This is a genomic window from Sphingobacteriales bacterium, from assembly GCA_016711285.1.
Classification (GTDB): domain Bacteria; phylum Bacteroidota; class Bacteroidia; order Chitinophagales; family UBA2359; genus JADJTG01.
On record JADJTG010000002.1, the window covers coordinates 845,400 to 860,820 of the forward strand.

A 15,421-nucleotide genomic window follows, 5' to 3' on the forward strand; every position below is an offset into this window, starting at 1 on the left:
AAAAACTACTGACAAACGGTAGCTTTTGCTATTTGTACAAAATCAGGACGCTCGGCAATATGGTGATACACATATTTTTTGAGTATTTGATTGCGATAAATCAAAAACACACCCGGCATTTGAAAGCGGTCGCCTAAAAATTCCATAGAAGGGCGTTTTCCCTGTAAGTATATTCTGGCAGATGAGATTAATACATTTAAACCAAATAACTGCTCTAAAGTGGCACGTTTGAGGCTGAATTTTTTATATAAAATACTTTCTTCATCACTCACACAATCTAAGTCTTCCAAGTTGTATTTTTTCAGTATATCAAGTGTAACCTCACTGCTCGCCATGTGCACCAATACAATGCGCACACCGTAGCTTTCTATGAGTTTGCGTTTTTGTTGCAAATCCTGTAACGTTTCCATACAAAATAAACAGCCGAAATGCCTCAAAAATACCAGCATTATGGGGGAGTTTTCACAAAGTTCAGCGAGTGTTTCGTCGTGGTTGGTTTCAAAGGCGGAGAGGGTGAGGTGTTGGTCTTGCGAAAAAATAGAAATTAATTTGGCATCTTGCTCAAATTGCTGAAGATAAACTTTTTGTATGATTTTGAAAAACAGAAACCCGAAAAACACCCAAAAAGCAATCGGCCACCAAACAAAAACACCCACATAACCATAATAATACAAAGTGAAAAAATAAAGACTGAATACAATATTAAATAACAAACTTATCAAAGATGTTTGCCAATAACGCAAAGGCTGAATGCTCGCAAACAAATGCCCGATTCCCAAAACAACAGTACTGATACCCACAATATGTACCGCCATCAGTTCGTGCAAATCCAAACCGACAAAAACGCAAAAAAATGAGGCTCTCAACAATAAATATACTCCTCCCAAGCAGTAGCAGAGTGCTGCAACATATAACCACTTGCGTACATTGTCGTAAATTTCTTCAGATGCTTTCATTTCTAAAAATTAAAAAACACACGATCAGGCTGCCATAAAAAACAACTGCTCCAAAAAGCAAACCTATATGATTGTTTACCAATACTTTTGCCCTTCAGTAAATAAAAAAATACAAGTATTTATAGAACCGTTTTTAGTATTCTATTTGTTTGTATCAGATGCACTATATTCACAAATAAAGCATAAAAAAGTTTTAAGGAACATTGAAAAATATGCCTATTCATTATATTTTATAGCCATAAACTGTGTTTTTTTTATTTTTACCCAAAATTGTTCTATGTCAGCTATCCGACCCAATAATTTTACTTACTTACCGGAGATTACCAAAAATTTGTTGATAATCAATGTCATATTATTTATTGCAAAATATTATTTTGATACACAAACGGATATTGATCTCGCCAAACTATTGGGTTTGCATTATTGGAATGCTGCCGATTATCGCCCGTATCAGTGGGTGACGTATATGTTTATGCACGGCAATTTTGCACATCTGTTTTTCAATATGTTTGCATTGTGGATGTTTGGTGCTATCTTGGAAAATGTGTGGGGTGCTAAACGCTTTTTATTTTATTATTTGTTTTGCGGCTTGGGGGCTGCTCTGTTTCATTACGGCATTTTTCATTACCAAACACAGAATACTTTTGAACCCGTAGAGCATTTTTTGGAGTCGCCTACTGCCGATAATTTTAAGAATATACAGGATAATTTTACCTTTCAGTTTTGGGAACGCGATGCCGGCAGCCCTTTGTTGCAGTCGTATTATGCTTTTGAACATAGCGACCCTTCGGCTTTTGCTGCCGACCCGCAACTGCGTTTGCAGAGTGCAAAATTTTTGGAAGAATATCGCCGCTATTATTACAACAACTCGGTAGTGGTGGGTGCGTCGGGTGCTATTTTCGGTATTTTGCTGGCATTTGGTGTGTTGTTTCCGAATGCACTTTTGTATGTTTATTTTTTCGTTCCTATCAAAGCAAAATATTTTGTCGTCATTTACGGACTCTTGGAACTCGTCATGGGTTTGGGCTATTTCGGAATCAGCGATAATGTAGCGCATTTTGCGCATTTGGGCGGTATGTTGTTTGGAGGTATTTTATTGTTATTTTGGCGGAAAAATAATATGAGAAAAATGTTAGATTAAAAAATAAATATGATGAAATGTTTGAAATATGTTTTATATTTGAATTATTCAAGTATAAAATATTGTTTCACAATACTTTTAGCGTGTTTTTATTTTTTAAAAAAATATATATTATGAAAAACACCTATCCATTATTTCTCTATGCGGCATTTTTATTGCTTTTGCCTGCATTCTCTTTGCAAGCCGTCAATTTTAGCGGTACTTTTACTTTAAATCAAAACGGGGTAGTTATTACTTTAAGCGGCGAACAAAAAGACTCCGACTATAAGGGCACTTTGGTATCGGGGCAGGATTATGCAACGGTGACGGGCGTGGTAGGTGACGATGAAATGATGTCGGGCGTGGTTGCCGAAGGTGACGGTTCTGCCAGCTATTTGTTCAGTGCTGTCCTGCACGGCGAAACGCTGATATTCAGTATGTACTTGGGTTTAGTGCCGGTGGAATTGTCTTTGCAGCGCAGCACTGCCGCCGCTACAAGCGTGCCGCCTGCCGCAAGTAATGTAACCCTTCCCAACAACAATACTGCTCCTCCCAATAAAACAGCCGCCAATATTGACGACAACCGCCTCGTGGGTTTGTGGCGATACACCGATGTAATGTCAAGCGGAGGTTTTGGCGATTATATGTCGTGGGCAACAGATTATTTTTTGCTGCTCAATGCTGATGGCACTTTTGAATATACTCAAGGCAGCAGTGCCGGCGGCGGCTCTTATGGTGCTTACGAGGCGGGCGGCAGCGTTATTGCCAAAGGAACTTGGAGTTCTGCCGACAAAAATTTGATGCTGTATTACGATGGTCAAACAGAGCAAATTCCATACAGTTGCGATGGCAACAATATGATGCACAAAACCAACAAACGCATTTGGGAGCGTGTACGCTAAACAGTTTCGGCTTCTATTTTTACCCAATAACCGCTATGCTTGCGGATATTCAGGCATTTTCCGCTTTCAAATATAAAATATTGCGCCTTGATGCCCATCAAACGCTCCTCAATCTGTGGTGTTTTTTCTAAATCTATGCTGCTCACCGCAGTCGGATACGCCAACACCGGATAATGAAAAGTATAAATGGTGTCGGTATCAACCGTGTAAGATTGCCACTCGGCGGGCAAAGATGCGGCGATGCGTTTTTTTTCTTCCGCTATATTCAGCGTATTATCCGCCACGTTTTTGAGCATTTTTTGCCAATTCGTTTTGTCGCTGATATTTTTTTTCAGCCACATCTCTATTTCGCCTGCCAGCCGCCGATAGGGTACTTCGGCTAAAATAAGTGCCTTCCACGCACCTTGGTCGAGCCAGCGAGCCGGAATGTGGGTGTTGCGCGTGATGCCCACTTTCAGTGCCGAACTCAAAGCCAAATACAGGCTGTGCGGTTGCAGATGATGAGATATTTCCCACGCCACATCGCGCCCCCGATGGAGGTGGGCTTCGCAGAGTTCGGGGCGCAAGATGCAGGGCGCAGCTTCGGGAACTTTGATAAAACAGGGATAGCAGAAACCTTCACCCCACGATTTTTTTGTTTTTTTGCCGCAATTAACACAATAAATCGCACCTGAAAATTGCAACGACAAACGCTTACCTATCCAATCATTGACAGGTAAAAAAGCATTGCCCACAAAAAAATCATATTGTACCGGCTCTTGCCAAGTGGCACGCATTTTATCTAAAATTCCTTCAAAAAGCAACATTCTCTTTTTTTATTTTGCTTTAAAATTCCAACACTGCTTCGCGCTGTTGGCGGTGCAAAGAAACACTTTTTTCGTGTCCGCCGATATTCGCCTGAATAATATTGCTTTGCTGTGCAAATATTTCTGTCAATAAAGTGTTTTTTATATACAAGTGCTTCGGTGCTTGCGGCAATGAGGGTATTTCGGCATAGCACCACACTTCATCGTGGTCTATTTCAAAACCCAAATATTGCAGCACTGCCGCTTGTTGTTGGCTGTCGGGCAGCAGCTTAAAATTTTGCTCTATATATGCCCGCAACAGCGAGTCGGCACTGTGGAAGTCTTGTAAGGGCTTCCACGAAATGGCTGCATTTTTTTCAATGGCTTTTTCTACATCATCACCAAATAATTGAATACTGACTTGCAAAGCCTGTGTGGTGCTGTCGTAATAAATTTGTGTAATGCTGACATGATAGTCGTGCGGAGGCACAAAAGCAGTGAATATCCAATAAGAACAGAATAAAATTATTATTTTTTTCATCTAAAAATACAAATAATAAAAAGATAGATAGAACTTTGCGCCTTTAAAACAAATTATCAACTGATAAAGTTACAAGGAAAAATATCAACGCACATGAGCAATTCCAATAATTATGTAGCGATTATGGCAGGTGGCATCGGCAGTCGCTTTTGGCCCTCCAGCCGCCAAAACCGCCCCAAACAATTTTTAGATGTGTTGGGTACGGGCGAAACGCTTCTCAAAGCCACCTTCGACCGTTTTGCCAAAATAGTACCCACCGAAAATATTTATATTGTTACCAATGCCCAGTACATAGATTTGGTACAGGAGAGCATTCCGGGAATAACCGAAGAACAAATACTCGCCGAACCCGACCGCCGCAATACCGCCCCTTGTATTGCTTATTTTTCGTATAAAATATTGAACAAAAATCCGCGTGCCAATTTGGTGGTAGCTCCTTCCGACCATTTAATCGTGGATAATATGGCTTTTGCCGCCGACATCAACAAAGGCTTGCAATATACTCAAAACCACGACGAATTGCTCACACTCGGCATACGTCCCAGCCGCCCCGATACTAATTACGGCTATATTCAGTTTTTGGAAAATGAATTAGAAAAAGATATTTATCGCGTAAAAACCTTCACCGAAAAACCCAACGCAGAGTTGGCACAACATTTTTTGGAAAGCGGCGATTATCTTTGGAATTCGGGTATTTTTATATGGAGTGCCCGCAGCATTGTGTCGGCATTGCGCGCCCACTTGCAGGAAATAGCCGATGTTTTTGAAAGCGGTAAAGATTTTTTCAATACGCCCTCCGAAACGTTTTTTATCGAGCAAGCCTATTCCCAATGCACCAATATTTCTATTGATTACGGTGTGATGGAAAAGGCAGAAAACGTGGCTGTCATTCCTTCGGATTTCGGGTGGTGTGACTTGGGCACTTGGAATTCGCTTTGGGACCAAAAAGAAAAAGATACGCATCAAAACGCACTCATCAGCAAAAACGTACTTATGTATCAGTCTTCGGATAATATTGTTGCGACAAATCCCGACAAATTGGTTGTGTTGCAGGGTTTGGAAGGCTATTGTATCGTAGATACTGATGATGTATTGATGATATGCCGCAAAGACAGTGAAGGAATGATTAAAGATTTTATGCGCGATTTAAAATCGCAACAACAAGATAAATATTTATAGAAAAAAGCTGCGGAATACCCGAAATTCATGATAAAAATAAAATCTGTCATAGATTTTTTACAAACCATAGCACCTCCGGTGTATCAGGAAAGCTACGACAATGCTACGCTCATTTGCGGCAGCAGCGATTGGGAATGTAGCGGCGTATTGCTGTGCTTAGATGCTTTGGAAGAGGTAGTTGATGAAGCCTTAGCACGGCAGTGCAATTTGATAGTGGCGCACCACCCGATAGTATTTAAAGGATTGCGCAGCATTACCGGCAGGCACTATGTGGAGCGTGTTCTTATCAAAGCTATCAAAAACGACATCGCCATTTATGCTTCTCATACCAATTTGGACAATGTGCGGCAGGGCGTAAATGCGAAAATAGCCGAAATATTGGGTTTGACAGACACACAAATTTTAGCTCCCAAATCTGATACGCTTCGCAAATTATACACTTTTTGCCCGCAAGCGCAGGCAGCCCAAGTGCGTGCAGCTCTTTTTGCCGCCGGAGCAGGACATATCGGCAACTACGGCGAGTGCAGTTTTAATGCCGAAGGCTACGGCACTTTTACCGCCAACGATGCCGCCAAGCCTTTTGTGGGCGAGGCGGGCAAAGCGCACCAAGAGCCGGAAACTAAAATTGAAGTCGTTTTTCCCAAGCACCTCGAAACATCTTTGCTGCAAGCCCTCCAAGCGGCTCACCCCTACGAAGAGGTCGCCTACGATATAGTGGCTCTGCAAAACGAAAATCCACAGATAGGGTCGGGTATGGTGGGCTATCTACCAAAACCTTTGCCGGAAAACGATTTTTTGGATTTGCTCAAAACCGCCTTTCGTGTGCCTTGTGTGCGTCACACAGCACTGCGCGGGGCAGTGGTACACAAAGTGGCACTTTGCGGTGGGGCAGGGAGTTTTTTGCTGCCCAAAGCACGAACACAGGCAGCAGACGCTTTTGTAACCGCCGATTACAAGTATCACGAGTTTTTTGATGCCGAACAACAAATATTAATTGCCGACATCGGACACTACGAAAGCGAACAATTTACCATAGATTTGTTTTATCATTTATTGACAAATAAATTTTCTAACTTTGCCGTTCTGAAAACCGACGTTTGTACCAATCCGGTGCATTACCATTTTTAAAACGCAACAAACAATAAATATTCTATTTTTCCTTATGGCAAATCCACAAGACTTGACGGTAGAAGAAAAACTTAAAGCATTATACCAACTACAAAAAATTGATTCCAAAATCAATGAAATCAATACTATGCGCGGCGAATTGCCGATGGAAGTAAAAGATTTGGAAGACGAAATGCACGGTATCAATACTCGTATTAGTAATCTTATCAGCGAAATAGACGAGTATAAAAAACGTGTCAGCGACAACCAAGCTGCTATCAAAGAAGGTAAAACATTGATTGACCGCTACGAAAAGCAAAAAAACAATGTAAAAAATAGTCGCGAATTTGATGCCTTGAACAAAGAAATTGAATTGCAAACCTTAGAAATTCAGTTGGCAGAGAAAAAAATACGCGATGCCAATAACGAAATTACCAGCAAACAAAGCTATTTGGAGCAATCTAAATTGTTGATAGAGCGTTTGGAAAAAGATTTGGTTCTGAAAAAAGAGGAACTTACACGTATCAGTGCCGAAACCGAAAAAGAAGAAGCTGATTTGCGTGTTAAATCCGAAAAAGCTGCCAAAAATATAGAAGAACGCCTGCTCAAGGCTTATTATCGTATTCGTAATACCTACAAAAACGGCATGGCTGTGGTGATGATTGACCGCGAAGCCTGCGGCGGTTGCTTTGCCAAAGTACCCCCTCAACGCCAAATGATCGTAAAACAGCGCAAAAAAGTAATCGTATGCGAACACTGCGGCAGAATTTTGGTAGATGCTGATATTGATGCGTAGAGTTTTTGGGGTATCATAATAAATTATTCTTCTACTCGTTTATAAAAGGACTTTACGGCGGTAGCTTCACTTTTTTTTGGTAATGCTGTTTTTTTTAAAAAAACAGTTTTCTACAAAATCTTTATCATATCAATAAAGTGGTTATGCTGTTGTAATGTCCTTTTTGTGTATAAAAAAGACAAAACAACTTTAACCAGATATTTCATAGTATTTGCATGGAACTTTTCATAGATATTTTAAAAATTACTATTCCTGCCGTTTTGGTGCTTTTGGCTGCCGTTGTAGTATTGCGTCAAGAAGCAGAAAAATCTTTTCGCCTCCAGCACATACGGCAGCAGGGCGAGCGCAATAAGCAAACTTTGCCTCTGCGCCTGCAAGCCTACGAGCGTTTGGTGCTGCTCATGGAACGCCTCGAACCCGCCGCCCTTATTCAAAGAGTGCGCGATGAAGAGATGACCATTCCTGAATTGCAATACGCTCTCATTACCTCTATTCGAGGAGAGATGGAACACAACCTGAGTCAGCAGATATATGTGGGCGACAGCACTTGGCTCATCATCAAGTCGGGGGTAGAAGAACTCATCAGTACCATCAACGGCATTGCCGCCGAAATGCCCGCCGCTGCCGCCAATGCCGACTATGCGCGTGCCATTTTGCAGCATTTTGTCCAACAATCCAAAATAAGTCCCACACAACTCGCTATTCATCATCTCAAGCGCGAAGCAGCAGATTTGTTGGGGTAGATGAATTGTTTATTGTTCCTGTTTCTCTATTTGCTCGGCTATCTCTCTATTATTTACAATTGTTAAAAAAAATGCGCCCGCATTTCTACAATTAACCACAAGAAACCTGTATGTAACGAAAGTAACGTTATAACATTTAATAAAGCAGTAATTTTGCTTCGTTAAAAAATCTGTTTCATTCATTTATAATTAGCAACAAATCATGTTTGAACTTTTTAAAAATTTATTTTCTGCCGATAATCAGGGCTTGAGCGAAATAATAAAATCAGGTGCTTTTTTGGTAGATGTACGCACACCTGCCGAATTTGCCTCAGGTAGCGCGAAGGGTGCGGTCAATATTCCTTTAGATGTATTGAGCAGCCAGTTGTCAAAGTTTAAAAATCAGCAGCATATTGTAGTTTTTTGCAGAAGCGGCAACCGCAGCGGGCAAGCCAAAAGTATTTTAGAGCGCAACGGTTTCACCAATGTCACCAACGGCGGCACTTGGCAGCAGGTAAATGCCTGTATTCAGCAGTAAACAATTTGTGTATTTGAACAAATACAACGTTTTGGGTATTATATGTTGTATATTTGATTTCATCGTTTTATCGTCATTTTTTTTTGTGATAAAATACTGATTTTCAATCAAAAAGTTTGTTGTGTTTCAGTACAACTAAAAAACTATTCATTTACTTATGATACACGCCATAGAAGTAGAAAATATTAAATGCGGCGGCTGTATGAACAGCATCAAACACGCTTTGTTGAAAATACAAGGCATCAATACGGTGTCTGTTCAGGAAGAAACAGTGACCGTAGAAGCAGAAATTGCAGTAGAGCGCGACACACTGATTAAAACTTTGGAGCAGATGGGCTATCCCGAAAAAGGCAACAACGATTTGTTCAAAAAAGCTAAGTCGTATGTAAGTTGTATGGTAGGCAGAATACAAGATGAAGCCTGATTTCAATGGTCGGCATCATAATTGCGTTCCTTACTATCCACCGTCTTTTTTCCTTCATATTTTATTACCTTTCAACGCTTGCATATTAAAACAAAGTAAGCGTAAAAGGTATTTTTTTTCATAACTTTGTGCTTTCAATATACATTTCAGCATGACAACAATTTCCTTAGATTTTTTAAAAAAATTAAAATTAAAATCCACTAATGAAGGCACTTCTACCGGTGCAGAGTGGCTCAAAAGCAACGGTAAATTTTTAGAATCTTACTCGCCCGTTGATGGAACGCTCATCGGCAAAGTGCGCAGCAGCACCCGCACCGAATACGATGCCCTTATTGCCAAAGCCGAAAGTGCTTTTGTTCAGTGGCGTGCCGTACCCGCTCCCAAACGCGGCGAAATCGTGCGGCAAATTGGCGAAGCTCTGCGCCGCTACAAAGAGCCTTTGGGCAAATTGGTGAGCTACGAAATGGGCAAAAGTTTGCAGGAAGGTTTGGGCGAGGTACAGGAAATGATAGATATTTGCGATTTTGCAGTAGGATTATCGCGCCAACTCTACGGCTTATCCATGCACTCCGAGCGTCCTTTGCACCGTATGTATGAGCAATGGCACCCTTTGGGTATTGTGGGTATTATTTCGGCATTCAATTTTCCGGTGGCTGTGTGGAGCTGGAACGCCGCCATCGCTTGGGTATGCGGTGATGTGTGCGTATGGAAACCTTCCGAAAAAGCTCCTTTGTGCGGCGTAGCTTGTCAGTATATTATACAAGAAGTTTTTGCCCAAAATGGCGTTCCCGAAGGTGTGAGCTGCCTGATAAACGGCGACTACAAAGTCGGAGAGTGGCTCTCCACCGATGAGCGTATTCCGCTGATTTCCGCTACCGGCTCTACACGCATGGGCAAAGCCGTAGGCAGTGCGGTGGCGCAGCGTATGGGGCGTTCCTTGCTCGAATTAGGCGGCAACAATGCCATTATCTTCACGCCGCACGCCGATTTGGATATGAGCATCATTGGTGCGGTATTCGGTGCGGTGGGCACTGCCGGACAACGCTGTACTTCTACCCGCCGTCTCATTATCCACGAAAGCATCTACGAGCAGGTAAAACAACGCCTGCAAAAAGCATATTCTCAACTCCGCATCGGCAATCCATTGGACAGCAACAACCATGTGGGTCCTTTGATTGATAAAGCAGCAGTAGATATGTTTCAAAAGGCTCTCGCCCAACTGAAAGCCGAAGGCGGTAAAATACTCGTAGGAGGCAAAGTGCTGGAAGGTGTGGGTTATGAAAGCGGCTGCTATGTGCAACCCGCCATTTGCGAAGCCGAAAATCACTATCAGATTGTGCAGCACGAAACCTTTGCTCCAATTTTGTACCTTATCAAATACAAAACTTTAGATGAAGCCATCGCTTTGCAAAACGGCGTAAAGCAAGGCTTGTCGTCAGCAATTATGACCACCAACCTGCGCGAAGCCGAACAATTTTTGTCGGCGGGCGGCAGCGATTGCGGCATTGCCAACGTAAACATCGGTACGAGCGGCGCGGAAATAGGCGGTGCTTTTGGAGGTGAAAAAGAAACAGGCGGCGGCAGAGAAAGCGGCTCCGATGCTTGGAAAATCTATATGCGCCGTCAGACCAATACCATCAACTATGGCACACAATTGCCACTGGCACAAGGTATTCAATTTGATTTATAAAAAAATATTGTCTTAAAAATAATCACATTTTTTGGCAAAATCCTCTTGATATGTAACACACTGTCAAGGGGATTTTTTTTATAAAAGACACAGTTTTGTCATTTATATTGCGGAAGTATGTAGCAATAAACAATACGATGTATCTTTGCTTAAGTGAAAATATTTTGCTTGGGTGAAAAATCGTTTCAATATATTTTTATGCTGCTTGCTGCTGCTGTTGTTATGGCTGCAAACAGGTGGTTTTTTGGCGGTTTGCACCCTTCAATTAGGCTTCGTTCATTATGAAATGCGTGAAAAAATCAAACATTTTGGCACCAACAGCGAAGCCGCCGAATGTATTACGATGAGCCTCGCCCAACTGGAAAAGCACAAAATCAACGATTACGAAATACGATGGCATCATCAAATGTATGATTTTAAAATCATCAACATACACGAAGGGCAAGTAGAAATACAGGCAATCCGCGACCACTACGAAGAAAACCTCTTGAAGCGTATCAAGCACTTTTTTGAAAAAACTGAAAATAACACTCAAAAAACTTCGGCTAAAATTGTACAGCAATTGCTGTCGCTTTTATACACCGATATTTTTTCAACTCCTTTTTCTTTTTATTCTTCCTTATTTCACACCTTACAACACATAGCCTTGCCCGCACAAACTTTGTACTTGCAATGCTATTTGCACATTCACGCTCCACCGCCCAATCTGCCGTTTTCTATATAAATTCTTTTAAGCAATATCATTTGTGCCTTACTTGCAATTGTAAGTAAGGCAATGGTGGTTTGTATTGCACATAGCCCCACAAAAGTTATGTGTATATAGATATTTTTTATTTATAATTATAAAAAATTTATATGAAAAACATTATATTCCAATATATTATTTTATTTTTTTCGTTTTATAACATTATATTTGTTCAGGCGCAGGAAGCAGACAGCAGTGTATATGATTTGGAAGAAATTGTAATTTCGGCAAACAAATTCGCCGAAAACAAACGAGATGTGGCGCAGCAGATACAAAGTATCAGTCAAAAAAAAATACAAATGGCGCAGGCGCAAAATACCGCCGATTTGCTCACAAATGCAGGGGTCGTTTTTGTTCAGAAAAGTCAGCAAGGGGGCGGCTCTCCGGTATTGCGCGGCTTTGAAGCCAGTCGGGTGCTGCTCTATATTGATGGCGTGCGCCTCAATAATCTCATCTATCGCTCCGGACATTTGCAAAATATCATCACCTTAGACAACAATGCGCTGCGCCGTGTAGAAATTCTCTATGGCTCGGCATCTACCGTATATGGCAGTGATGCTCTGGGCGGGGTGGTTCATTTATACACCAAAAATCCGACTTTTAGCAACGAAGCAGACAAAATGCTTGTCAAAAGCGAAGGTTTGGTGCGCTACGGCAGCGTAAATCAGGAACGTGCTCTTAGCGGCAACATTTCCGTTGCCAAACATCGGTGGGGCTCTTTTACATCGGTGAGCTACTCTGAATTCGGTGATTTGAAAAGCGGCAAAAACAAAAATCCTTTTTATGACGACTCTTATAAAAAAAGAAATTTCTATGCTGCCTACATCAACGGCAAAGATACCTTGATGCGCAATGAAGATCCTTTTTTGCAAAAAAATTCGGGCTATTCGCAAATAAATGTATTGCAAAAAATAGTGTTCAGCCCACAAGCACACACACGCCATAGTCTCAATATCCAATACGCCAACTCCTCTGATGTGCCGCGCTACGACCGCCTCACCGACCCCAAAAGTGACGGAACACTCAAATCTGCCGAATGGTATTATGGTCCCCAACAACTGTTGCTGGCAGCCTATCAGTACAATCGTCATTTAGAGGGTTCGTTTTTTCAGCAGGTGCAGGCAACACTCAGTACACAACAGGTAGAAGAAAGCCGCCACAACCGCGATTTCGGAAAAACATTTCGCAACAGCCGCATAGAAAAAGTGCAGGTATGGGGAGGCAATATAGATGTAGCACACGAAAGCGAAAATCAGGAAGTGCGCTTGGGTATTGATATGCAATGGAGTAGTGTTGTTTCAACAGCATACAAAACGGACATCAACACCGATACTACCGCTGCTCTCAGCACACGCTATCCGAATGGCGACAATAATATGCTGCATATCGCTGCTTATGCTACGCATACTTGGAGAATTAAGCCAAAATGGGTACTCAACGATGGTATCCGCTTGGGCTATAGCTCTTTATCTTCTACGCTTCGCAACGATACTTTTTTTGATTTTCCTTTCAACAACATCAATCAAAAAACACCCGTATATTCCGGCAATGCAGCCATTATTTATACCCCCGACCATACATGGAAATGCTCTGCGATGTTGTCCAGTGCATTCAGAGTACCCAATATTGATGATTTGAGTAAAATATTTGATTCCTCGCCCGGTTTGGTGGTGGTGCCCAACGAAAACCTAAAACCCGAAAAAACCCTCAACGCCGAATTGGGAATTTCAAAAACCTTCGCCGATGAAAAAGTAGCTTGGGAAAATGTAGTGTATTATACGCGCTTTTTTGATGCGGTAATGAGTGCACCCTTTACATTCAATGGGGCTGACTCTATAGAATACGATGGTGTAATGAGTGCTGTTTTTGCCAATCAAAATAAACAGAAAGCCTATATAGCCGGATTTTCTACACAACTTGCCGTATATTGGACAAAAGCATGGCAAAGCCGCCTGACAATGCAATATATCAAAGGAGAAGTAATAAGCGACCGTGAAAACACACCACTTGACCACATACCGCCTTTACTCGGAAAATTTCAAACGCAGTACAACAACGACCAATGGAACATGGAGTTTTTGGTATTGTGGAATGGTGCAAAAAAACTAAAGGATTACAGCAACAGTGGCGAAGATAATTTGGTGTATGCCACTGCCGATGGTATGCCCGCTTGGATTACCGCAAATATACGCGCCGCCTACAATATCAATACACATTTTCAGGTACAAGCGGGTATTGACAACATATTAGATACGCAATATCGTGTATTTGCAAGCGGTATTAATGCGGCAGGCAGAAATATATTTGGAGCATTGCGCTGGAAATTTTAATAAACTACATAGTTTTTTTATGATAAAATATTAATTTTCAGACAAGAAAACGTACCTTGTGCTAAGGTTTTTAAAATCGGGGTTGCCGGAGTACGCAATTCCGATTTTAATTGTTTTTTTTCTACATTCTAAAATGAATTTCAGATATGCAAAAAAAATGCTTTATCTTCTCGCTATTGATGATTTTATGCGTCCAAAATTTATATGCGGGCGGTTATCAGGTAATGTTGCAGGGTAATCGTCAAACCGCAATTGGACTTAACGGGGCAGCCATTACTCGCGATGCCTCCTCTATTTTTTGGAACCCGGGCAGTATGACCTGGTCAAAAAACAGTTTACAATTAGGCGTAAGCCCTATTTTTGCCAATATTCTGTACGCCGATACCGAAACTTCCAACGGCAATTATACCGCACGCACCAATAATCTCATCAACTACCCTTTCCATGTATATGCCGTTTATGGTAAAAACAAATGGAAAGCCGGACTGGGTATTTATACACCTTTCGGCTCGCGGGCAGAGTGGGAAGATACATGGAAAGGGCGTTTTATATTAAAATCCATTGACCTGAAAGCCATTTATTTTCAACCTACATTCAGCTATCGTCTGACGGACAAAATAGGTATCGGTGCAGGTTTGGTATATGCGATGGGCAGCGTAAAATTATCCAAAGCTATTCCTATACAAACCAATGACGGAACAGAATCCGAAGTAAACCTAAACGGTACTACCAGTGGTTTGGGTTATAATATCGGTATTCAATTTCAGCCGACCGAAAAACTTTCTATCGGAGTCAATTATCGCTCTTTAATCAATGCCGAAGTAGAAGGCGGCAATGCGGAGTTTAATGTTCCTTTTTATTTATTGGGAACTTCATTTCCTACCGATAATACATTTTCGGCATCTTTGCCGCTGCCGGCAAATTTGTTGGTGGGTTTGGGTTGGCAAATACACCCGCGCTGGCTCGTAGCTGCCGAAGCCAATTTTGTACAATGGAGTGCTTATAAATCTTTAAAAATAGATTTTGAAAAAAACAGCGACCAACTTCAAGATTTAGATTCGCCGCGCAATTACAAAAATTCGGTATTGATGAAATTAGGTGCAGAATACACTGCCACCGATAAATTAGATTTGCGAATGGGTATCTACTACGACCCCTCCCCTGCCGACAAAGGCTACATTACTCCCGAAACTCCCAACTCCAACCGTATCAACCTTACCGGAGGTTTCGGTTATGATTTTAACGAAAAAGCCACTTTGGATATGTCCTTGTTGGTGGTATTGGGAGCAAAAACATCTCAATCTACACAAGATTTGCTCAATGCAGGTACTTTAAATCCCGCCAAGGGTTCTCAGGAAGCCTTAGCAGGCTCTTACAAATTCAACGCCATTATACCCGGCGTTTCATTTCATTACAATTTTTAGATAAGTACAAACTAAAAAATCATACCCAATACCAAAAAAATATTTTTTTTAACAGAAGTTTTAAACGCCCCTATTTGCTGCAAGTCTGATATTCTACAAATAATTAAGCAATAACAGGAGCTATATATAATATATATATGTATCTTTGCGGCTTAAATTATA

15 protein-coding genes are annotated in these 15,421 nt (G+C 41.4%); 12 read left to right on the plus strand and 3 right to left on the minus strand.

Going from position 1 to position 15,421, the window contains the following annotated elements; all coding sequences use genetic code 11:
- Window positions 1-5: 5 nt before the first annotated feature.
- Window positions 6-956 carry a redoxin domain-containing protein gene (locus IPL35_03845; GenBank protein ID MBK8442587.1) on the minus strand — a complete coding sequence of 317 codons (951 nt, stop codon included), beginning with the start codon at window positions 954-956 and terminating at the stop codon, window positions 6-8.
- A 505-nt stretch (window positions 957-1,461) separates the two neighbouring features.
- Here IPL35_03845 and IPL35_03850 point away from each other — a divergent pair.
- Window positions 1,462-2,097 carry a rhomboid family intramembrane serine protease gene (locus IPL35_03850; protein ID MBK8442588.1) on the plus strand — a complete coding sequence of 212 codons (636 nt, stop codon included), beginning with the start codon at window positions 1,462-1,464 and terminating at the stop codon, window positions 2,095-2,097.
- 113 nt (window positions 2,098-2,210) lie between these two features.
- On the plus strand, window positions 2,211-2,978 hold the full coding sequence (locus IPL35_03855) for a hypothetical protein (protein MBK8442589.1): 768 nt from the start codon (window positions 2,211-2,213) through the stop codon (window positions 2,976-2,978).
- On the opposite strand, the gene IPL35_03860 is transcribed toward IPL35_03855, so the two are convergent.
- On the minus strand, window positions 2,975-3,784 hold the full coding sequence (locus tag IPL35_03860; GenBank protein MBK8442590.1) for a DUF2797 domain-containing protein: 810 nt from the start codon (window positions 3,782-3,784) through the stop codon (window positions 2,975-2,977). The two genes, IPL35_03855 and IPL35_03860, sit on opposite strands and share 4 nt — an antisense overlap.
- A gap of 19 nt (window positions 3,785-3,803) precedes the next feature.
- Window positions 3,804-4,304 carry a hypothetical protein gene (locus tag IPL35_03865; protein ID MBK8442591.1) on the minus strand — a complete coding sequence of 167 codons (501 nt, stop codon included), beginning with the start codon at window positions 4,302-4,304 and terminating at the stop codon, window positions 3,804-3,806.
- 93 nt (window positions 4,305-4,397) lie between these two features.
- Here IPL35_03865 and IPL35_03870 point away from each other — a divergent pair, with 93 nt between their 5' ends.
- From IPL35_03870 to IPL35_03915, 10 genes are all read left to right on the plus strand, one after another.
- Entirely contained in the window at window positions 4,398-5,483 is a 1,086-nt protein-coding gene (locus tag IPL35_03870) for a mannose-1-phosphate guanylyltransferase (protein MBK8442592.1), read from the plus strand.
- A 30-nt stretch (window positions 5,484-5,513) separates the two neighbouring features.
- On the plus strand, window positions 5,514-6,611 hold the full coding sequence (locus IPL35_03875; GenBank protein ID MBK8442593.1) for a Nif3-like dinuclear metal center hexameric protein: 1,098 nt from the start codon (window positions 5,514-5,516) through the stop codon (window positions 6,609-6,611).
- 34 nt (window positions 6,612-6,645) lie between these two features.
- Complete coding sequence (locus IPL35_03880) at window positions 6,646-7,386, plus strand: hypothetical protein (protein ID MBK8442594.1); 741 nt, start codon at window positions 6,646-6,648, stop codon at window positions 7,384-7,386.
- 215 nt (window positions 7,387-7,601) lie between these two features.
- Window positions 7,602-8,129: a hypothetical protein gene (locus IPL35_03885; protein MBK8442595.1), complete on the plus strand. Its 528-nt coding sequence runs from the start codon at window positions 7,602-7,604 to the stop codon at window positions 8,127-8,129.
- Between the two features lie 202 nt (window positions 8,130-8,331).
- A complete protein-coding gene (locus IPL35_03890; GenBank protein MBK8442596.1) occupies window positions 8,332-8,646 on the plus strand; it encodes a rhodanese-like domain-containing protein in 315 nt (104 codons plus the stop codon).
- Window positions 8,647-8,803: 157 nt separating this feature from the next.
- Complete coding sequence (locus IPL35_03895; protein MBK8442597.1) at window positions 8,804-9,070, plus strand: heavy-metal-associated domain-containing protein; 267 nt, start codon at window positions 8,804-8,806, stop codon at window positions 9,068-9,070.
- Window positions 9,071-9,221: 151 nt separating this feature from the next.
- The gene (locus tag IPL35_03900; GenBank protein MBK8442598.1) at window positions 9,222-10,760 is read left to right on the plus strand and encodes an aldehyde dehydrogenase family protein; all 1,539 of its coding nucleotides are present in this window, start codon (window positions 9,222-9,224) and stop codon (window positions 10,758-10,760) included.
- 172 nt (window positions 10,761-10,932) lie between these two features.
- A complete protein-coding gene (locus tag IPL35_03905) occupies window positions 10,933-11,484 on the plus strand; it encodes a hypothetical protein (GenBank protein MBK8442599.1) in 552 nt (183 codons plus the stop codon).
- Window positions 11,485-11,615: 131 nt separating this feature from the next.
- On the plus strand, window positions 11,616-13,835 hold the full coding sequence (locus tag IPL35_03910; GenBank protein MBK8442600.1) for a TonB-dependent receptor: 2,220 nt from the start codon (window positions 11,616-11,618) through the stop codon (window positions 13,833-13,835).
- 176 nt (window positions 13,836-14,011) lie between these two features.
- Window positions 14,012-15,259, plus strand: a complete 1,248-nt coding sequence (locus IPL35_03915) for an outer membrane protein transport protein (protein ID MBK8442601.1) — start codon at window positions 14,012-14,014, stop codon at window positions 15,257-15,259.
- Window positions 15,260-15,421: the final 162 nt, after the last annotated feature.